Source organism: Mesorhizobium sp. WSM1343, from assembly GCF_055901535.1.
This window is the reverse complement of the sequence record NZ_CM148370.1, coordinates 3083957-3103309: the sequence shown is the minus strand read 5'-3', so window position 1 is coordinate 3103309 and position 19353 is coordinate 3083957. Positions and strand designations below refer to the sequence as shown.

The following is a 19353-nucleotide window of genomic DNA, read 5'->3' as shown; positions in this document are numbered from 1 at the left end:
TTATCTAGGCAGCATTCGTTGACTGGTTGGATACAAGAAGCCGTCAGGCGGCCTTCTTCACTTCGGCGATCTCATCGATGATCCCCATCACGTCGCTCTCCTTCATGATGAGCAGGTCCTCGCCGTCGAGTTTGATCTCGGTGCCGGACCATTTGCCGAACAGGATGCGGTCGCCGACCTTGACATCGAGTTCGACAAGCTTGCCGCTGTCGTCGCGGGCGCCGGGACCGACGGCGAGCACTTCGCCTTCCTGCGGTTTTTCCTTTGCGGTATCGGGGATGATGATGCCGCCGGAGGTCTTCTCCTCGGCTTCAAGGCGGCGGACCAGAATACGGTCATGCAATGGACGGAACGCCATGTCGTTCTCCTCGTGGACAAACAGGTTTTGAGGTTCCTCCGCACCGAACCGGCAATATCGGACCGGTGCGGAACGCCGCGACCCTTCGTCAGGCATCGCGGCGCATATCGAGCTAGTTTTGCCGTTTTTCGGTTTCAAGAGACCAGCGCAAAAATTTTTATATTCGACAAGAATGAGCGCCAAGGCACTGTTATGGCGTGGCTATTTTCGGAACCCGCGAGCTTCTCGCGGCGTTGTTTGAAGAGGGCCGACAGAACCGATCGGCCCGGCCCGGCATTGGGCGGGTTCAACACAAATGCCCGCCGGCTGGATGCCTCAGCGGAGAAGGAGAAAGACATGGCCGATACGGTCAGCAACGAATTCCGCCTGCAAATGGAAGGTTATGGCCTGACGACGGCCGAAATCCACTATTACCTGCCCGATCATCCAAGCCTGCTTCAGCTCTATGTCTGGCAGGACTATGATCTCGCTCCAGCCTTTCCCGAACTCAAGGGTTTTCTCCAATATTGGGAGCGCGAACTCGATGGTCCGCTCCACTCGGTTCGCGTTGCTCATCACCGGCTCATCCAGCCTTCGGAATGGCGGGCCGTCGAGGGCATAATCACGGTCCACTAGGGTCTTTGCGACGGCCTCCGCTACGTCACGACATTGGGGCAGGCTCCCGCCGGCCCCACGCAGCGCGACAGCCAACAACCTCCACTCCAAGATTTCCAATTTCCGTATTGTAAAACGATCGCGCCGCGCTAGCCTGAAATCAGATGCGAGGCGGGGAAGAGGAATGGAGCTCCAACTCAACGGCAAGGTGGCGCTGGTCACCGGCTCGACGCAAGGCATTGGCCGCGCCATCGCCGAGACGCTGGCGCGCTGCGGCGCCGGCGGCCTGCTCGTCACCGGGCGCGAGAAGACGCGCGGCGATGCCGTGGCGGAAGAGCTTTCGCGGCTCGGCACGCCGACGGTTTTCGTCGCCGCCGACCTCGCCGACCCGGCAGCCCCTGCCCTTTTGGCGCAAGCCTGCATCGAGCGCTTCGGCCGCATCGATGCGCTGGTCAACGCCGCAGGGCTGACCGACCGGGCCTCCTTCGTCGATGCCGATCTCGACGGCTGGGCCTCGCTGTTCGCGGTCAACGCGCGGGCGCCGTTCTTCCTCATGCAGGCGGCCATCGCCGACATGAAGAAGCGCGGAGAGCGCGGCGCCATCGTCAACATCCTGTCGATCAACGCCCATTGCGGCTCGCCGGAGCTCGCCGTCTATTCCGCAAGCAAGGGCGCGCTGGCCACGCTGACCAAAAACGCCGCCAACGCCCATCGCTTCGATCGCATCCGCGTCAACGGCATCAATGTCGGCTGGACCGACACGCCGGCCGAACGCGTCATGCAGGCCGACACGCTGGGCAACGGGCCGGGCTGGCTCGATGCCGCCAACGCCTCGCAACCCTTCGGCCGCCTGTTCTCGACGAGCGATATCGCCAACCTCGCCGTCTTCCTGCTTTCGGATGCTGCCGGGCCGATGACCGGCACGCTCGTCGATCAGGAACAGTGGGTGATTGGGGCGAACCGGTGAGCGCCATCGAAACGCAAGCGCCTGCATGACGCATCTCGCCGTCGGCGATTTCACGGTTGCCATCAGAAATTTGTCGCGATGACGGTGACTGAAAAAGCCTATCGCATCATTCGCTCAAAGCACCCGTGCCGCCTCACAGCGCCAGGCTTCCCTGCTCCACCTCCTCGGCATTCGGATCTCCCGGTGCGGTGGCCCAGGCCAATTCGACCAGTGTCACGGTGCGCCGGCCTGTCCCGTCGAGCTGGCAGACGATGAGGCCCTGCTCCTCGATATAGGTCAAGAGGCGCCGGGCGCGGCGCAGCGAGTGCGAGCCGTAGGCGCGGGCGATCGCGGCGTCGCTCGGGCAAGGCCAGCCCTCCTTCGCCGCGCGGGCAATCATCATGAACACGCCCTGCATGTCGTCGGGCAGCAGCGACGCGCGGACGGAAACGTCCCGCCATGCGTCGTCCTGCGTCGTCTCTGACCCAAGGCCGGCCCGGGCGCGCGTCAGCATGCGGCGGAACTCCGGCAAATCTGGCACCACCGAGGCCAGGCCTTCGATGCGGCAGCGGACCACGAACTCCTGATAGAGCACGCCGATCACGCGAAAACCGGCGTCGGGCTGCGCCAGGATGGCGCGCAGCACACGGTCCACGCGCTCGCGGCGCTCGGCCAGATCCTCGGCGCTGACTTGCGGCTCCGCCGGTTCGGGGCGGATTTCCAAGGCCGCCGACTTCGCCGCCATCAACTGGTCGAGCAGGTCCGGCGACGCCGGGCGGCGCGGCGTGCGCACCGTTTCGGGCGGCGGCGCCGCCAGGATGATCGCGCGTGCATCCTCGAGTGCTGCTTCCGGCATCGCCATCAGCCGCGGCGTTCCGTTGCGCGGGCTCGTATCCGTCGGGCCGATGCGCAGGCCCAGCGGACGGCGCGACAGCGCCGGGCCGAGCGCCATGAACTGCCCGCGTTCCAGGTCGCGAAACGCCTCCGCCTGGCGCCGCTCCATGCCCAGAAGGTCGGCGGCACGCGCCATGTCGATATCGAGGAAGGTGCGGCCCATGAGGAAGTTGGACGCCTCGGCGGCGACGTTCTTGGCGAGCTTTGCCAGCCGCTGGGTGGCGATGATGCCGGCCAGCCCGCGCTTTCGGCCACGGCACATCAAATTGGTCATCGCGCCGAGCGAGAGCTTTCGCGCCTCGTCGGAAACCTCGCCGGCCACCGCCGGCGCGAACAGCTGCGCCTCGTCCACCACCACCAGCATCGGGTACCAGTGGTCACGGGCGACCTCGAACAGCCCGCCGAGGAAGGCGGCGGCACGCCGCATCTGGTTCTCGGCGTCGAGCCCTTCGAGATTGAGCACGGTGGAGACGCGATGCATGCGCGCCCGCTCGCCGGCCGCCTGCAGGCCGCGCTCGGTATGCTGCTCGGCATCGATCACCAGATGGCCGTAACGGTCGCCCAGCGAAACGAAGTCGCCCTCGGGATCGATGATGGTCTGCTGCACCCAGGGCGCGCTCTGCTCCAGCAGGCGCCGCAGCAGATGCGACTTGCCGGAGCCCGAATTGCCCTGCACCAAAAGGCGCGTCGCGAGCAGTTCCTCGAGATCCAGCTTCGCCGGGGCGCCTGCGGTCGTCTGTCCCATCTCGATCGCAACGGTCATCTCGACTCAGGCGCTCCTTTCGCAGACGGGCTTATCAACTGGGTCACGGCCCGTCGAGCGTGCATGACCGCCCGCGGCGTGTTGCGCACAACTGTGCAGGCACCGTCTGGAGGGGTCATCAGCCGATGCCTGGCGCAAACTTTGGGTTGACCCCTTCGGACCACGAGGCGACACTCCTCCCAACGCTACGAGTGCGAGGAGGAATGCGATGGACGAGCCCGAACGGTGGCGCCACATGTCGACGGCGCCGAAGGACGGCAGCCGCATCCTGGTCACTGTGCGTCCGTCCGAACAGGGACCGGCGGAAGTCGACCTTGCCTATTGGTCGCGTGCCGACCAGTTCGCCTCGGAAGGCTGGCGCGCGTCGGACTCTTCGCCCGGGCGCGTCATCGAATACGCCGACCCGGAACTGAAGTGCTGGATGCCGCTGCCCACCGCCAACCTTAGCCGCGCGTCGATGCCGGCGCCCTGGGAAGGCGAAGACGCCCAGCAGTTGGATGGGTCCGGGATTTGAGGGGCGCAAGAAATTGGCGAAAGCCGCAAAGCTGCCAATCTCCCCCCTCGTGGGGGAGATTGGCAGTTTCGTTGCCAGCTCGTTAAAACTTGCCTCTCAGAACAGGAACGCGGCTGTGGCGGGGTTGGGTCCGTTGCGGCCCTCGGGCGAATCCATGCCGCGGATCGTCTGCAGGTCCTGCGCATCCAGTTCGAAATCGAAGACATCGAAATTGGCGGCGATGCGATCCCTGCGGATCGACTTTGGAATGACGATCAGCCCCTCCTGGAGATGCCAGCGGATGATCGCCTGGGCGACGGACTTGCCATGTTTTTTGGCGATGCCTGCAATGGTCGGATCGCCGAGCAGCCGGCCGCTGCCCAGAGGGCTCCAGCTTTCGATACGGATGTCGTGCTTGGCATGAAAGTCCCTGACACGGCGCTGCTGGAACTGGGGATGCAGCTCGATCTGGTTGACGACGGGCGTCACACCGGTCTCGCCGATGATCCGCTCCAGATGGTCCTGGTTGAAGTTCGAAACGCCGATCGACTTGATGCGGCCGGCCTGCCGGAGTTCGACCAGCGTCTTCCAGGCCTCGACATATTTGTCCTGGCTGGGCACAGGCCAGTGGATCAGGAACAGGTCGATCTGTTCGACGCCGAGCTTCTCCATCGTCTCGTCGAAGGCCCGCAGCGCGGCATCGCGCTGATGCGCGCCGTTGCGCAGTTTCGAGGTGATGAACAGCTCAGCCCGCGGCACGCCGGCACTGCGGATCGCCTCTCCGACCCCTTCCTCGTTCTGATAGCCTTCGGCGGTGTCGATCAGGCGATAGCCGGCCTCGATGCCCCAACCCACCACGTCGGCGGTGATGTCCTGGTCGACCTGCCACACACCGAGGCCGAGTTGGGGAATGGCGGAGCCGTCGTTCAATGCAATCTGTTCGGGCATGGTGGGCTGTTCAGGCATGAGGGATCCTTTGCAAAGCTGGGCCGGGCGTCCGCCCGGCGCACAGCCTATCTAGGTCCGACAAGGGGCAACGGCCAGCCGACAGCGGACAAATTGCCGTGTGAAGTGCGCCTGCAAGTGTGACTTCGGCGTCGGCCGCATCCTCACCGCGGCCGGCGCACCGCCCGCACCACCCCGGCGGATGTGCTGCCGCAATAAAGGCGGTCGCCGCCATCGGATTCCAGCCCCGACACACCCATCCCGGCCGGCATGTCGAGCTTCTCCAGAACCTTGCCTGATTTCGGGTCGACGCGGCGCAGGTCGCTCTGGTCGCCTTCCCAGGTGGCGTGCCACAGCTCGCCCTCGACCCATGTCACCCCGGTGACGAAGCGGTTGGATTCGATGGTGCGCAGGATCGCACCGGTTTCCGGATCGACCTGGTGGATCTTGCGTTCGCGGTATTGTCCCACCCAGAGCGTTCCTTCGGCCCAGGTCAGCCCGGAATCGCCGCCACCACCGGGCGCCGGAATGGTCGCCAGCACCTGGCCGGTATCAGGGTCGATCTTCTGTATCAGGTCGTTGGCAAGCTGGAAGAAATGCTGGCCGTCCCAGGCGGTGCCGGCATGCGCCGCGACATCGATCGAGCGCAGGTTCTGCCCGCTCTCCGGATCGAAGGCGTTCAGCTTCTCGCCCGAGGCAAACCAGACATTGTTGCCGTCAAAGCTCACCCCATGCACCCTCTCCACATCGGCAAAGGGCCCGTATTCGCGCAGGATTTCGGCCGTTGACTGTTTCATGTCCTTGTCCTCACTGAGATCCGATGTCACTTCCTAACCGTTCGGCAGCGGGGCCGGGAGTAACAAGGTGGTCGTGAATCCCACCAGTGGAGGCGTCATCCAGCGGCGCGCCCGGCCGTGACCGAAAAACTGCACCTTGCCGGCCTCGCCAAGCTGCTCCAACGCCCGCTGCACGCTGCGTTGGCCGGTGCCAAGCGCCAGCGCCAACGCCGAACTCGCCCAGGATTCACCGTCGGCAAGGAAAGCCAGCACCGCCGCGTGCCGCTCCTCGATCGGCCGCGCCAGCACCAGCACCTCGCGTGCCTGGCGCGGCGCCAGCGCGAAGCCCTGGCTGGTGGCGCCGATGTCGGCCAGGCTCCGCAATTCGGTGCGCAGCCGACCGATCTCGACCCGCAGCCGCGCCCGATGCGATTCATCGGCGTGCCTGCCGCCGAAGGCTTGCGCGATCAGCGTCGCCCTGGACACATCGCCTGGCCACGCTTCGGCGAGCGTACGGGCCAGCGCGAACAGAACCGGGCGCGTGGCCAGCGAGACCGTTTTCTCCTGTTGGCGCACGACATATCGGAAATTATCGACCAGCAGCGCCGGCGACGCCTGCAACGCCTCGACGTCCTCAAGCAGCAACGGGCGCTGCTCGCCAGCCGCGATCAGCCGTGCCGCCGGCGTGTCCAGCGCCAGGAATGCGCGGTCGACTTCAGCGATGAGCCCCGCAATGCCGGCCTGGCGGGCGGCGTGGCGTGCCCACTCCAACGCCCTGCGCGCCGGCTTCGTCTTGAGGCGCCGCATCGCGATGCCGGCGACGGCCAGTTCGTGGGCGGCGCGCGAGGCCGGCGGAAGCGGTGCCGGGTCGAGCCCCGCCAGCACGTCTTCGGCCTCGTCAAGACGGCCGATCAATAGCAGGCGCCGCACCTTGAGGTGGCCGGCATGCGCTGCGTTCAGCCGGTCGCCACGCTTTTCCAGCGTCGCCCGCGCCGCATCCAAAGCCTTGGCCGGCCAGCCGAGATCCCGCGAGACCAGCGCGATCTCGGCCTCGGCAACGACGCATCTGGCACGCGCTACCGCCTCTTTCGGGCCGAAGCCGCGCGCGGCACGCCGCAGCAGCGCCTTGGCGCGATCGAGATCGCCGAGCTGCGCCATGGCAATGCCGCGCAGCGCCAGCGCCGGCGGGTCTTCGCGCAAGGCGACGCGATCCAGCGCGCCGAGCGGGTCGCCTCCGGCCAGTGCCAGCGCAGCCGCGGTGATCAGCGAATCCATTCAAATCCCGTCACACTTGTAACTCCCACCCTTGTGCGTCGCCGCCCTAACTTAAATCCGTACCGTCAACCGGCAAGCCGCATCGGCAACTATCGGCAACGCGCGGCACGCCAAGGGAGAACCGACAATGCCAACCGACACTCCTCTCCACCCGGCCGAAGGCACCGTGAGGATGCGCCACCCCTGCTGCGACGGGCCGGCTCCTGCAAATCCCGTCACACTTGTAACTCCCACCCTCCCGCTTCACCGCCCTATTCTGGCTGACAGCAAGCGACAACTGACTGGCAAAGGAGACGACCAATGACCAAGCACATCGCAATGAAGACCCCGCCCATCGTTTCGAGGCAGGACTGGGAAGCCGCCCGCGAACAGATGCTGGTGAAGGAAAAGGCAACACTGCGCGCCAAGGACGCATTGGCCGCCGAGCGCCGGCGCATGCCGTGGATGGAAGTCGACAAGGCCTATGTGTTCGAGGGACCGAACGGCAGAGCGAGCCTGCTCGATCTGTTCGAAGGCCGCCGCCAGCTGATCGTCTATCGCGCCTTCTTCGAGCCCGGCGTGCATGGCTGGCCCGATCACGCCTGCCGCGGCTGTTCGCTGGGCGCCGACCAGGTCGGCCACCTCGCCCATCTCAACGCCCGCAACACCACGCTTGCCTACGCTTCGCGTGCCCCGCAGGCCGACATTGCGCGGCTGAAGCAGCGGATGGGCTGGCAGATGCCCTGGTACACAATCACTGACAGTTTCGACAAGGACTTCGGTGTCGACGAATGGCACGGCCACAACGTCTTCATCCGTGACGGCGATCGCATCTTCCGCACCTACTTGATTAACAGCCGCGGCGACGAAGCGATGGGCACCGTCTGGAGCTATCTCGACGCGACGCCGCTCGGCCGCCAGGAAATCTGGGAGGATTCGCCCGAAGGCTATCCGCAGACTCCACTCTACTCCTGGTGGAACTGGCACGACAATTACGACGCCGGGGCCGACAAGAAATGGGAAGAAGTGTCTGCTGCCGGCGAGGCTGCATTCCGCGACAAGGGCGAGCAGTAACGGTTGTCCAGTCTGGGTTCCTCTCCCACTCCGTGGAGAGAGGAACCTGTCGTGACTGGCATGATCATCAAGGATCAAGGCGATGAGCGATATCCACACAGGTGCCGGCAGCACGATCCCAGAAGCCGCCACCCTCGGGCTGGCCGACTGGCTTTGCCTTGCCGCGGCACCGACCTTCGCCGTGATGGCGCTGCTCACCTGCATCTTCAGCGGCGATGCGGCCATGCAGTGCATGGGCACCGACGCCTCGCCCCTCACGGGCATGGCCGCGATGTATCTGCTGATGAGCGCATTCCATCTGGCGCCCTGGCTGCGGGTGATCTCCGGCCGGCAGGCCCGCTAGGCCATTCCAATTCTAGACACCCCACACATCGGAGAAGACAATGAGACTGGTCAGGCTGAGAGCGCCGGGCGGCTTGGGCAATCTCGACCTGGTCGAGGAAGATCCGCCCCAGCCAGGGCCGGGCGAGGTGCTGGTCAGGATCCGGGCCTGCGCGCTGAACATGCGCGACGACTTTGCCGTGCAAGGCAAGATGCCTCTCGCCGACGGCCGCGTTCCGCTCTCCGACGGCGCCGGCGAAGTGATTGCCCTCGGCGACGGTGTCGATGCACTCAGGCCCGGAGACAGCGTCGTCAGCGTCTTCTATCCCTGGTGGCTGGGCGGTAACATGACGCCCTGCACCCGGCGCGATATTCCGGGAGACAGTTTCGACGGCTTCGCCAGCGAGTATGTCTGCATGCCGGCGCACGCTTTCACCAGGGCACCGGCAGGCTATACGCATGTCGAGGCGGCGTCGCTCACCTGCACGGGCGTTACTGCCTGGCGCGGCCTGGTTGTGTGCGGCAAGGTGAAGCCGGGCGACGCAGTGCTGGTCCTCGGCTCGGGCAGTGTATCGTTGTTCGCGTTGCAATTCGCCAAGGCCGCTGGCGCCCGGGTCATCGCCACCTCATCCGACGAGCAGAAGCTGGAAAGGCTCAAGCGCCTCGGAGCCGACGCCGTCATCAACTACAAGTCCGTCCCGGACTGGGGCCGCAAGGCCAAGGATCTGACGGGCGGGCGCGGCGTCGATCACGTGATCGAGGTCGGCGGACCCGCCACGCTGGCGCAGTCGATTGTCGCCTGCCGCACGGGCGGTCACATCGCGCTGGTCGGCGTCCTGACCGGCTTTGCGGCGGAAGTGTCTATCCCAGCCCTGTTTTCCAACCAGATCCGCATCAGCGGCATTTCCATCGGCAGCCGGGCCGACCAGGAGGATATGATCCGCGCGATAGAGTCCAACAGGCTGAAGCCCGTCATAGACCGCCACTTTCCGCTGCAGGACATCGCCACCGCCTTCGCGCATTACGAATCCCGAAAGCATTTCGGCAAGGTCTGCCTTGACGTTTGAGCGTCCTCCGCCAGCAGCACGATGAAGGGGACCGCCGGGGCCGCGCCTCGTCGTGATCCTGCCTAGGTCGCGATGTCGTTGACCGGCAGCAGGGGCTTGGGAAGGTCGCTCTCGCCGAGCCCGCTACGCAACTCGATCTCGATGTCGCGGCAAATCTGCGAGATCGGAACGTCGTTGGCATTGCCCTCGAACGGGTTGGCGCTGCTTTCGCCGACCTGGTCGAGAGACATGTAGGCCCAGCCGAGCAGCGTGCTGAACGGGATCGTCAGCCAGATCGCTATCGACCCGAGCGCGCCACCCAGTTTGCCCATATCGGCAAAGACGGGAACGACCCCGAACGGCAACAGTGTGCAGAAGATCATCACGAACATCGAACTGACGATGGCGTATTGCCGGGGATAGGGATTGTTCTTGATGCGATCGCAGCGCGCCTGCTGGTCATGGAAGTCGCGGATCAGCTTGGTCAGTTCGCCATAGATCTGAGGAGGGAGCTTTGTGTCCTTGAACAGCGCATTGACCTGGACAGATTGCAGTTCGAGCAGGGCTATCGCCGGCTGGGGCGATTTCAGGACGTCCTCGGCCTGTTCGGCGAGCAGCGGACGCAATTCGTCGCCGACCGAGCTCGCATCCTCATGGATACGGTAGCGCCGCCGGTATTCGATATTGGCGGCCCGCGCCATGGACTCCCATGGCATCGGCCGGCGCAGGGAAAAGCGCAATGCCGTCATCCAGGCGATGTGGCGATAGATGAGCTGTCTGGCCGTCGGCGCGTCGAGGAAATCCCTGCAGAAATTGGACCACAAACGGCTGCTGGCCGTAATTTGCGTAAAAGCCTGCAGCGCGTCGCTGCTGCGGGTGAACACCTGCGAATTCTTGAACCCGGCGACGAGTGACACGGTGGTGCCAAGCACCAGCACCACCGACCATGGCACCGAAAACCCGGCGATGCCTGGAAGACGGTAGGCCGCCACGGCCAGACCGCTCACCACCACCATGTAGATGACGCTGCGCCGCGACCACAGCGCGAAATCGATCAGTTTGTAGGAACGGCCTACATACATCGTATCCCCTCAACTCATCGATAGGTCTGGTTTTGCACGGCCGGAATCTGGTCGCCTCATTGTGCCTTTGCAGCCCCGAACCGCAACCCGTCCATCAACAGCTTGACCAGCCGGCGCGAGCGGTCGCGCCATTCGGGGGTGTCGGGCGCTGAATAGATGCCGCCCAGCGCGTGCAGCACGTCGGAAGCGTCGACGTCGCCGCGGATGGTGCCGTCGGCCACCGCCGCCTCGACCAGGCGTCGCAAGGCTTGCGACACCCGGCCGAACGTGTCGGAAAACAGCGTCGAATTGGTGGTGAGCACAATGCGCAGGCTGGTCGCCAGGCCGCGCTTGGTGGCGATGTAGTCGACGAAGCGCTGCATCCACTGTTCCAGCGCGACATCGGACGGATGTTTTTGGGCAAGCTCGCCGGCGGCCGCGCACAGCGCCTCCACCTCACGACGATAGACCACCTCGACCAGATGCTCGCGCGTCGGGAAATGCCGGTAGAGCGTGCCGATGCCGACGCCGGCGCGGCGCGCGATCTCCTCCAGCGAGCCATCGATGCCGCGCTCGGCAAAGACTGACACCGCCACCTCGACCAGCCGGTCGCGGTTGCGCCGCGCATCGGCGCGCAGCGGCTTTGCGTCTACGGCCTCGGCCTTCTGTTCAGCAATGGCGGACGGCTCGCTGGCCAATTTTTTCTCCACATCGTGTCAGGGGGCTTGAATCCGGCAGGGTCAGCCACCACGTAATAAACGGAGGCGCCTCCGTTTTAGTGGAGCACCTTTATCATATAATCAGGGGAACCGGTATGTCACGTCTTTCGAACACGCAAGCCGACATCTCCCCTGCCCGCCTGCCTCGCGGGAGATCCGCCATCTCCGCTTTCGCCGTCAAGACCTGACCCAACGGTTACCTTGCCCTTCTGCGGCAAGGCACCAGTTCAATCCCATCCGCGTCAAGCAACTGGAGCCAGACGCCCATGACCAGCCTTCCCATTACCCTCACCATCAATGGCCACCGACACCAACTGGAGGTCGATCCACGCGTAACCCTGCTCGACCTGCTGCGCGAGCGGCTCGATCTCACCGGCACCAAGAAGGGCTGCGACCGCGGCCAATGCGGCGCCTGCACGGTGCTGGTCGACGGCAAGCGCATCAACTCATGCCTGGCGCTGGCGGTCAGCCATGACGGCGCCCAGGTCTTGACCATCGAAGGCGTCGCCAACGGCGAGGAACTGCATCCGGTGCAGGCCGCCTTCATCGCCCATGACGGCTTCCAGTGCGGGTTCTGCACACCCGGCCAGATCATGAGCACGCTCGGCCTGATCGCCGAGGGACAGGCCGGCGACGATCCCGAACGCATCCGCGAGGGGCTGAGCGGCAACATATGCCGCTGCGCGGCCTATGGCGGCATCGTCGAGGCCGTCCTGGAAGCCCAGCAACAGCTTGTCAAAGCCGACCGGAGGACCGCGGCATGAGAGACTTCGATTACATCAGGCCCGCCACCATTCCCGACGCCATCGCCGCGGCAGCCGAGCCGGGCTCGGCCTATCTCGCCGGCGGCACCAATCTGCTCGACCTGATGAAAGGCGGCATCACCAGTCCCGAGCGTATCGTCGACATCTCCCGGCTGCCGGAACTCAACCGCATCGAACGGCTGGACGATGGTGGCCTGCGCATCGGTGCGCTGGTGCGTAACGCCGACCTTGCCTACCATCCGGCGTTCGCCAAATCCTATCCGGCGGTGGCCGAGGCGCTGCTGTCGGGCGCTTCGGCGCAGCTTCGCAACGCCGCCACCGTCGGCGGCAATCTGTTGCAGCGCACGCGCTGCAGCTATTTCTACGACACCGCCAGCGCCTGCAACAGGCGCCAGCCAGGCACCGGCTGCGACGCGCTGGAAGGCGAAAACCGCCTGCACGCCGTGCTCGGCTGGAGCGACGCCTGCATCGCCACCCACCCGTCGGATTTCTGCGTGCCGCTGGTGGCGCTCGACGCCGTGGTCGAGATCGAAGGCAAGAAGGGCCGGCGCCATGTTTCGCTGGAGGAATTTCACCGGCTTCCCGGCGAAACGCCGCAGCGGGAGAATGCGCTGGAGCCCGGCGACCTGATCGTGGCGGTGCGCCTGCCGGCGGAGGCTGCCTCCTTCTCCGCCAATGCCCGCTACCTCAAAGTCCGCGAACGCACCTCCTATGCCTTTGCCGTCGTATCGGCCGCGGCAGCGCTCGTCGTCGACGGCGGCAAGATCCGCGCCGCAAGGCTGGCGCTGGGCGGCGTCGCGGCTAAGCCGTGGCGGGCACGCTCGGCGGAAGCCGTCCTGCTCGGCGCGGATGCCAGCGAGGCGACCTTCGCCAGCGCCGCGGACGCTGCCTTGGCCGATGCCAGCCCCTCCGGCGACAATGCCTTCAAGATCGAGCTTGCCCGCCGCATCGTGATCAGGGCGCTGATCTCTGCGCTTTCGGGAACGCCCGAGCGTCTGCCGGCCCTTCCTGCCTCCCCGTTCTCGAACATTCCTGGAGCGCGCCATGACGCTTGAACTCAGCCTCAACCAGCAACCCGCCCATGCCCGGCAAGGCTCCAGCATCGGCCAGCCGCTGACCCGCCGCGACGGCTTTCTGAAAGTCACCGGAGCCGCGCGCTATGCCGCCGACAACCATCCGCCCGGCATGCTCTACGCCGTGCTCGCTGTCTCTAGCATCGCGCGCGGCCGCGTCGCTGCGCTGGATGTCGAGGCGGCCAAGGCACACAAGGGCGTGGTCGAGGTGATGACGCCCAAGAACCGGCCAGCGCTCGCCGCCGATCCGGACGCCAAGGACCATCCCTTCATGTTCCGGCTCGACCTCTTGCAGAACGACCGGGTCCGCTACCCCAATCAGAGCATCGCCGTGGTGATCGCCGAGACGCTGGAGGCGGCGACCGAGGGGGCGGCGCTGCTGTCGCCGCGCTATGAAGTGATGCCGGCGCGCGTTGGCCTCGACGGCGCCGAAAGTTTCGTGCCGCGTGCTGTCGGCGTCGGCGGTCCGGCCGTGCAGCACAAGGGCGATGTCGAGGTCGGCCTTAAATCCGCAAAGACGCGGATCGAAGCCACCTACGAGACGCCGGCCCAGTACCACAACGCCATGGAGCCGCATGCGATCGTCGTCGCCTGGGAAGGCGACACACTGTCGATCGACACACCGAGCCAGGGCCTTGCCATGGCGCAGGGCCGCATCGCCGGCCTGTTCGGCATCGCGCCGGAGAACATCCACATCCGCAGCCCGTTCCTGGGTGGCGGCTTCGGCTCGAAAGGCATGATCTCCGGACCGCAGGTGCTCGGCATCCCGGCGGCGCGTCTCGTCGGCCGTCCGGTCAAGCTGGTGCTGCGGCGTGAGCAGATGTACGGGCCGGTCGGCCACCGTGCGCCGACGCGCCAGACGCTGCGCATGGGCATGGATGGCGAAGGGCGGCTGACGGCACTCGACCATCACGCCAAGACCGCGTCGAGCACGTTCGACGATTTCTTCGAACCGGCGGCGGATGCCTCGCACACGCTCTATGCCAGCCCGGCCATCGCCACCTCGCACGATGCGGTGCGGCTCGATACCGGTACGCCGCTGTTCATGCGGGCGCCCGGCGAAGCCACCGGCTCGATCGCGCTGGAGAGCGCTATCGATGAGGCAGCCTACGCCTGCGGCATGGACCCGCTGGAATTCCGGCTGCGGAACTATGCCGAGGTCGAGCCGATGACCGGCAAGCCGTTTTCCTCCAAGGCGCTGCGCGAATGCTACAGGCAAGCGGCCGAAACGTTCGGCTGGGCGAGCCGCCCGCTTCAGCCTCGGCTGATGCGCGACGCCGACGGTTTCCTGACCGGCTGGGGCATGGGCACGGCGACCTTCCCGGCGATCATGTTCCAGGCCGAAGCGCGGGCGGTGCTGAGAGCCGATGGCAGCGGCGTGATGGAGACCGGCGCTCAGGACATGGGGCAAGGCGCCTGGACCGCCTTCGCCCAGATCGCCGCCGACGGACTGGGACTGGATATCGACCAGGTCGATTTCAGGGCCGGCAGTTCCGATCTGCCCAATGCAGGCATTGCCGGCGGCTCCGGCCACACGGCGACGGCCGGCATGGCGATCCACAATGCGGGCGCCGCCGTCATCGCCAGGCTCGCCGATCTCGCCACCGGCGACGAGGGCTCGCCGCTCTACGGCGCCGGCAATGAAGGCGTGCTGGCGCGCGGCGGCCGCCTCTATCGGCGCGACGATGAAAGCCGCGGTGAAAGCTACGCCGAGATCCTCACGCGCGCGGGCCTCACCGAGATCGAGGGCCACGGCAAGGGCGCTCCCGACCCGGCGTCTCAGGAGGCCTATGCCAAGCACGCGCACGGCGCCGTGTTTGCCGAGGTGAAGGTCGATCCGGATTTTGGCCAGATCCGTGTCACAAGGCTGGTCGGCGCGTTCGCCGCCGGACGGGTCATCAATCCCAGGCTGGTGCGCAGCCAGTATTATGGCGGCATGATCTGGGGCGTCTCGTTCGCGCTGCATGAGGAAGCCATCACCGACCGGCGCTCTGGCCGGATCCAGAATGCCAACCTCGCCGAATATCATGTCCCGGTGAATGCCGACGTTCCATCGATCGAGGCGTTGCTGGTCCACGAGGACGACCCTCACGTCAACGCGCTCGGCATCAAGGGCGTCGGCGAAATCGGCATCACCGGCACGGCCGGCGCCGTCGCCAATGCGGTCTGGCATGCGACCGGCGTGCGGCCGCGGCGCTTTCCGGTCCGCATCGAGGACCTGCTGGGGTGAGGAGTGGTCCACCTAGCGGATGGGAAGCCAATTGCTTGGCTTCCCGAACGACGAACGGTGAAAGCCCGGTCCGCCTTCGGGCGCACCAAAAGGTCCAGTGGACCTTTCTAAGGGGCTGAACGCCCGAAGGCGGGGAGCGGCAGCGAAGGGCCGCACAGCCGGCGCCAGGTCCCCGCCGGCTGCCAAAGATGAAATCAACGACTTCGCGTCAAGCAACTGGAGCCCGACGCCCATGACCAAAACAACGATCCCAGTTCATCTCGACATCAACGGCCGTGATCACGATCTGCAACTCGAACCGCGCGTCACGCTGCTCGATGCCTTGCGCGATCGCCTCGGCCTGACCGGAACCAAGAAGGGCTGCGACCACGGCCAGTGCGGCGCCTGCACCGTGCATGTCGACGGCGAGCGCGTGCTGGCCTGCCTGACGCTGGCCGCACAAGTCGAGGGCCGCACCGTCACCACCATAGAGGGGCTTGCACGGGAGGGCGAAATGCATCCCGTGCAGGCTGCCTTCCTCGAACAGGACGCCTTCCAGTGCGGCTATTGTACGCCGGGCCAGATCATGTCGGCGGTCGCCTGCATCCGCGAAGGCCATGCCGGCTCCGACGAAGAAATCCGCGAGTATATGGCCGGCAACCTCTGCCGCTGCGGCGCCTATCCGCACATCGTCGCCGCTGTCCGCCAGGCAGCATTGGAGGCCGCATCATGAGGGATTTTTCGTATGTGCGCGCCAATTCGCTCGATGCAGCACGCCAGGCGGCCGCCCTGCCCGGCGCCATGCTCTTGGCCGGCGGCACCACGCTGATCGACCTCGCCAAATGCGGCGTCGCCGAGCCCGAGACGCTGGTCGACATCACCCATCTCAAGGGGTTGGGCAGGATCGAGGTGAACGAGCGCGGCGTCACCATCGGCGCACTGGCCAGGATGAGCCATGTCGCCGACCATGCCGACATCAAAAGCCGCTTTCCTGCGGTATCGGAAGCCCTGTGGCAGGCGGCTTCCGCGCAGATCCGCAACATGGCGACTATCGGCGGCAATCTGATGCAGCGCACGCGCTGCCCTTATTTCCGCGATCCTGCGAATTTCCCAGCCTGCAACAAGCGTCAGCCCGGCTCTGGCTGTTCGGCGATCGGCGGCGTTACCCGTGGCCATGCGGTGCTTGGCATCAGCGACGCGTGCATCGCCATGTATCCGGGCGACCTCGCCGTGGCGCTGGTCGCCTTCGATGCGATCGTGCATCTGGGCGAGCGCCACGTCCCGGTCGACGACTTTTTCCTGCTGCCCGGCACCACGCCGGACAGGGAACATGCGATCGAACCGGGCGAGATGATCACCGCGATCGAGATCCCCGGCTCGGCCCCTGCCCGGCGTTCGACTTATCTCAAGATCCGCGACCGGCAATCCTATGAGTTTGCCGCCGCGAGCGCAGCGGTCGGCATTGAGTTCGAACCTGACGGCCGAACGATCCGCGATTTGCGCGTCGCGCTTGGCGGCGTCGCGACCAAGCCGTGGCGTGCGCGGGCCGTGGAAAACGCGCTGAAGGGCAAGGTGCTTGAGCCGGACACTGTGCGCGCCGCCAGCCTGCTCGCCGTCGAAGGCTCTGTCGACCATGGCGCCAACCATTACAAGGTCGAACTGGCGCCGCGCGTCGTCGCCCGCGCCATCCGCAAATTGGGAGAGACGGCATGACCGTTCACAACATCAGGCATGGGGATGCGTCCGACGGCGCTTTTGCCGAAGCCGTCGGCGGCCGGCTGTCGCGCATCGACGGCCCGGCCAAGATCACCGGTGCGGCGAAATACGCCGTCGAGCAGCAGCTCGAAGGCCTCGCCTACGCCGTGCTGGTCGAAAGCACGATTGCATCGGGCAAGGTGCTCGCGATCGACACCAAGGCAGCCGAGGCTGCGCCCGGCGTGCTGCAGGTGCTGACGCCGGACACCATCATCAGCCTGAAAACCGCGGCGGACTGGTTCGGCACGCCGCCGCCCGACAAGCCGTATTGCCCGCTCGCGCGCGACATCACCTTTTCGGGTCAGCATGTCGGCGCCGTGGTCGCCGAGACCTTCGAGCGGGCGGTCGCGGCGGCAGCACTGGTCAAGGTCAGCTATGAGGAAACGCCTGCCATCGTCGACCTCAGCGACGGCAAGGCCGGCGATGGCATCGCGATCGATGCCATGACCAAGGAGTGGGGCGACGCGCAAGGTGCGTTTGCCTCGGCGCCGGTCCGCATCTGCGCCGCCTACAACACGCCGCGCGAGTACCAGGCGCCGATGGAGCCGCATGGCCTGATCGCCCGCTGGGAGGGCGACCACCTCACCGTGTGGGAGCCGAGCCAATGGCTGGACGGCATGGCGCGCACCTATGCCGAATGGTTCGGTGTGCCGTTCGAGAACGTGCGGCTGGTGTCGCCCTATATTGGCGGCGGCTTCGGCTCCAAGGCGCTGGCGCTCAGCCATGGCGCGGTGGCCGCCTGTGCGGCCAAAATGCTCGGCCGGCCGGTGCGGCTGGTGATGACCCGGCCGCAGACTTTTACCGGCTATGGCGGCCGCGCGGCGACGCGCCAGACGGTGACGATCGGCGCCGACGTGCAGGGAAAGATCCAGTCGATCGTGCATCGCGGCGTCAATGAAACATCCATCGACGGCATGTGGGTCGAGCCGCTCGGATCGGTCACCTCGATCATGTACACAACGCCGAATTTCTCCTCGAAGCAGAATGTCGTACGGGTCAATTCGGTGGTGCCGGGCGCCATGCGCGCGCCGGGCGAAAACCCCTCAGCCTTCGGCATCGAAAGCGCCATCGACGAGCTTGCCTACGAGGTCGGCATCGATCCGCTGGAGATCCGGCTCCGAAACTATGCCGAGCAGGATCCAGATGCCAAAAAAGCTTGGTCGACCAGGCAGTTGCGCGAGGCTTTTGCTGCAGGCGCCGAACGCTTCGGCTGGTCCAGGCGCACACCCGAACCGCGCTCGATGCGCGACGGCAACCAGTTGATCGGCTGGGGCGTCGCCGCCGGCACCTATCCGGTGCGACGCGCCTATGGCGAGGCGCTCGTGCGCATCCTGGCCGATGGTTCGGTCGAGGTCGAAAGCTCCTCGATTGACATGGGCCAGGGCACCTACACCATCCTGGCGCAGACCGCCGCCGAAACGCTCGGCGTACGAGCTGACGACGTGGTGGTGAAGCTCGGTGACTCCCGCTTTCCGCGCGCCGGCGTCACCGGCGGTTCGCGGCTGGCCGGCGTGATGACGGGTGCGGTCTACAAAGCGGCAACCTCGGCCCTCGACCAGTTGGTGGGCCTCGCCATCAGCGATCCACGCTCGCCCTTCCACGCGCTGCAGGCCAACACGCTGGTCGTCGCCAATGGCCGTATCGCTTCGCCGCGCGGCGACGGCCCCGATGTCTCCGTCGCCGAACTGCTCAAGAGCGTCGGCCGCGACCACATCGAAGCCACCGGCGACACCATGCCGGCCAATTCGACGCCAGAGGATCGCTACAAGAACTACACCACCATCGCCATGTCGGTGCCGCACACCGAGGGCGACTATTCCCGCCACTCCTGGTGCGCGCATTTCATCGAGGTGCGCGTCGACGAGGACTTTGGCACGGTGCGTGTATCGCGCGTGGTGTCGGCGCTGGATTCGGGCCGGCTCTACAACCCGAAACTTGCCGAAAGCCAATGGAAGGGCGGCATCATCATGGGCATCGGCCAGGCGCTATTGGAAGAAGGCATCGTCGACCGCCGCCACGGCCGCATCGTCAATGACAACCTCGCCGACTACCTCGTGCCGACCAATGCCGACATCCCCGACATCGAGGTGATCTCGGTCGGCATCCCCGACCTGCATTCCTCGGTGCTCGGCGGCAAGGGCGTTGGCGAACTGGCCATTGTCGGCGTGGCGCCGGCGATTGCCAACGCGGTGTTCCATGCGACGGGAAAGAGGATCAGGGATCTGCCGATCACGCTGGAGAAGCTGATTTAAGGGCGGTGGCACCGAAGCTGCCGAACTCCCCCTCGGAGCCCGCTTGGAGGAGTTCG

Annotated in this window: 19 protein-coding genes; 12 read left to right on the top strand and 7 right to left on the bottom strand. The window is 65.9% G+C overall.

What is annotated here, in order from left to right:
* Positions 1-43 precede the first annotated feature (43 nt).
* Positions 44-358, bottom strand: a complete 315-nt coding sequence (gene groES / locus AC0NIL_RS14980; RefSeq protein ID WP_013530718.1) for a co-chaperone GroES — start codon at positions 356-358, stop codon at positions 44-46.
* A gap of 336 nt (positions 359-694) precedes the next feature.
* Here groES and AC0NIL_RS14975 point away from each other — a divergent pair, with 336 nt between their 5' ends.
* Both AC0NIL_RS14975 and AC0NIL_RS14970 read left to right on the top strand, forming a co-directional pair.
* Positions 695-973 carry an usg protein gene (locus tag AC0NIL_RS14975; RefSeq protein ID WP_084015824.1) on the top strand — a complete coding sequence of 93 codons (279 nt, stop codon included), beginning with the start codon at positions 695-697 and terminating at the stop codon, positions 971-973.
* Positions 974-1136: 163 nt separating this feature from the next.
* Complete coding sequence (locus AC0NIL_RS14970) at positions 1137-1919, top strand: SDR family oxidoreductase (RefSeq protein ID WP_063172588.1); 783 nt, start codon at positions 1137-1139, stop codon at positions 1917-1919.
* Between the two features lie 133 nt (positions 1920-2052).
* Here AC0NIL_RS14970 and AC0NIL_RS14965 read toward each other — a convergent pair whose 3' ends face one another.
* A complete protein-coding gene (locus tag AC0NIL_RS14965; protein WP_013530715.1) occupies positions 2053-3555 on the bottom strand; it encodes an ATP-binding protein in 1503 nt (500 codons plus the stop codon).
* A gap of 208 nt (positions 3556-3763) precedes the next feature.
* Here AC0NIL_RS14965 and AC0NIL_RS14960 point away from each other — a divergent pair, with 208 nt between their 5' ends.
* Positions 3764-4069 carry a hypothetical protein gene (locus AC0NIL_RS14960; protein WP_013530714.1) on the top strand — a complete coding sequence of 102 codons (306 nt, stop codon included), beginning with the start codon at positions 3764-3766 and terminating at the stop codon, positions 4067-4069.
* A 96-nt stretch (positions 4070-4165) separates the two neighbouring features.
* On the opposite strand, the gene AC0NIL_RS14955 is transcribed toward AC0NIL_RS14960, so the two are convergent.
* From AC0NIL_RS14955 to AC0NIL_RS14945, 3 genes are all read right to left on the bottom strand, one after another.
* Positions 4166-5014, bottom strand: a complete 849-nt coding sequence (locus tag AC0NIL_RS14955) for an aldo/keto reductase (RefSeq protein WP_473572146.1) — start codon at positions 5012-5014, stop codon at positions 4166-4168.
* A gap of 143 nt (positions 5015-5157) precedes the next feature.
* Complete coding sequence (locus tag AC0NIL_RS14950) at positions 5158-5790, bottom strand: Vgb family protein (protein ID WP_024501659.1); 633 nt, start codon at positions 5788-5790, stop codon at positions 5158-5160.
* A 33-nt stretch (positions 5791-5823) separates the two neighbouring features.
* A complete protein-coding gene (locus AC0NIL_RS14945; protein WP_127385327.1) occupies positions 5824-7044 on the bottom strand; it encodes a helix-turn-helix domain-containing protein in 1221 nt (406 codons plus the stop codon).
* Between the two features lie 300 nt (positions 7045-7344).
* Between AC0NIL_RS14945 and AC0NIL_RS14940 the strand changes: the two genes are divergently transcribed.
* The 3 genes from AC0NIL_RS14940 (at position 7345) to AC0NIL_RS14930 (ending at position 9485) form a co-directional block, all read left to right on the top strand.
* Positions 7345-8097 carry a DUF899 domain-containing protein gene (locus AC0NIL_RS14940; RefSeq protein ID WP_013530710.1) on the top strand — a complete coding sequence of 251 codons (753 nt, stop codon included), beginning with the start codon at positions 7345-7347 and terminating at the stop codon, positions 8095-8097.
* 82 nt (positions 8098-8179) lie between these two features.
* Entirely contained in the window at positions 8180-8440 is a 261-nt protein-coding gene (locus AC0NIL_RS14935; RefSeq protein ID WP_024501661.1) for a hypothetical protein, read from the top strand.
* A 40-nt stretch (positions 8441-8480) separates the two neighbouring features.
* Positions 8481-9485, top strand: a complete 1005-nt coding sequence (locus AC0NIL_RS14930) for a zinc-dependent alcohol dehydrogenase family protein (protein ID WP_013530708.1) — start codon at positions 8481-8483, stop codon at positions 9483-9485.
* A gap of 62 nt (positions 9486-9547) precedes the next feature.
* Here the strand turns inward: AC0NIL_RS14930 and AC0NIL_RS14925 are convergent, their stop codons facing one another.
* Together AC0NIL_RS14925 and AC0NIL_RS14920 are read right to left on the bottom strand one after the other, a co-directional pair.
* Positions 9548-10546, bottom strand: a complete 999-nt coding sequence (locus AC0NIL_RS14925) for a bestrophin family protein (RefSeq protein ID WP_063168584.1) — start codon at positions 10544-10546, stop codon at positions 9548-9550.
* Positions 10547-10602: 56 nt separating this feature from the next.
* Positions 10603-11223, bottom strand: a complete 621-nt coding sequence (locus tag AC0NIL_RS14920; protein WP_024501664.1) for a TetR/AcrR family transcriptional regulator — start codon at positions 11221-11223, stop codon at positions 10603-10605.
* 287 nt (positions 11224-11510) lie between these two features.
* On the opposite strand from AC0NIL_RS14920, the gene AC0NIL_RS14915 reads away from it, so the two are divergent.
* The 6 genes from AC0NIL_RS14915 (at position 11511) to AC0NIL_RS14890 (ending at position 19297) form a co-directional block, all read left to right on the top strand.
* Entirely contained in the window at positions 11511-12008 is a 498-nt protein-coding gene (locus tag AC0NIL_RS14915) for a (2Fe-2S)-binding protein (RefSeq protein ID WP_013530705.1), read from the top strand.
* On the top strand, positions 12005-13063 hold the full coding sequence (locus AC0NIL_RS14910; RefSeq protein ID WP_063168585.1) for an FAD binding domain-containing protein: 1059 nt from the start codon (positions 12005-12007) through the stop codon (positions 13061-13063). Before AC0NIL_RS14915 ends, AC0NIL_RS14910 begins: the two co-directional genes overlap by 4 nt.
* On the top strand, positions 13053-15311 hold the full coding sequence (locus tag AC0NIL_RS14905; protein WP_275952633.1) for a xanthine dehydrogenase family protein molybdopterin-binding subunit: 2259 nt from the start codon (positions 13053-13055) through the stop codon (positions 15309-15311). Before AC0NIL_RS14910 ends, AC0NIL_RS14905 begins: the two co-directional genes overlap by 11 nt.
* Before the next feature lie 232 nt (positions 15312-15543).
* The gene (locus tag AC0NIL_RS14900; RefSeq protein WP_275952632.1) at positions 15544-16023 is read left to right on the top strand and encodes a (2Fe-2S)-binding protein; all 480 of its coding nucleotides are present in this window, start codon (positions 15544-15546) and stop codon (positions 16021-16023) included.
* Positions 16020-17003: an FAD binding domain-containing protein gene (locus AC0NIL_RS14895; RefSeq protein ID WP_275952631.1), complete on the top strand. Its 984-nt coding sequence runs from the start codon at positions 16020-16022 to the stop codon at positions 17001-17003. The genes AC0NIL_RS14900 and AC0NIL_RS14895 overlap by 4 nt, the downstream gene beginning before the upstream one ends.
* Positions 17000-19297, top strand: coding sequence for a xanthine dehydrogenase family protein molybdopterin-binding subunit (locus AC0NIL_RS14890; protein ID WP_473572149.1), 2298 nt, complete (start codon positions 17000-17002; stop codon positions 19295-19297). The genes AC0NIL_RS14895 and AC0NIL_RS14890 overlap by 4 nt, the downstream gene beginning before the upstream one ends.
* Positions 19298-19353 lie beyond the last annotated feature (56 nt).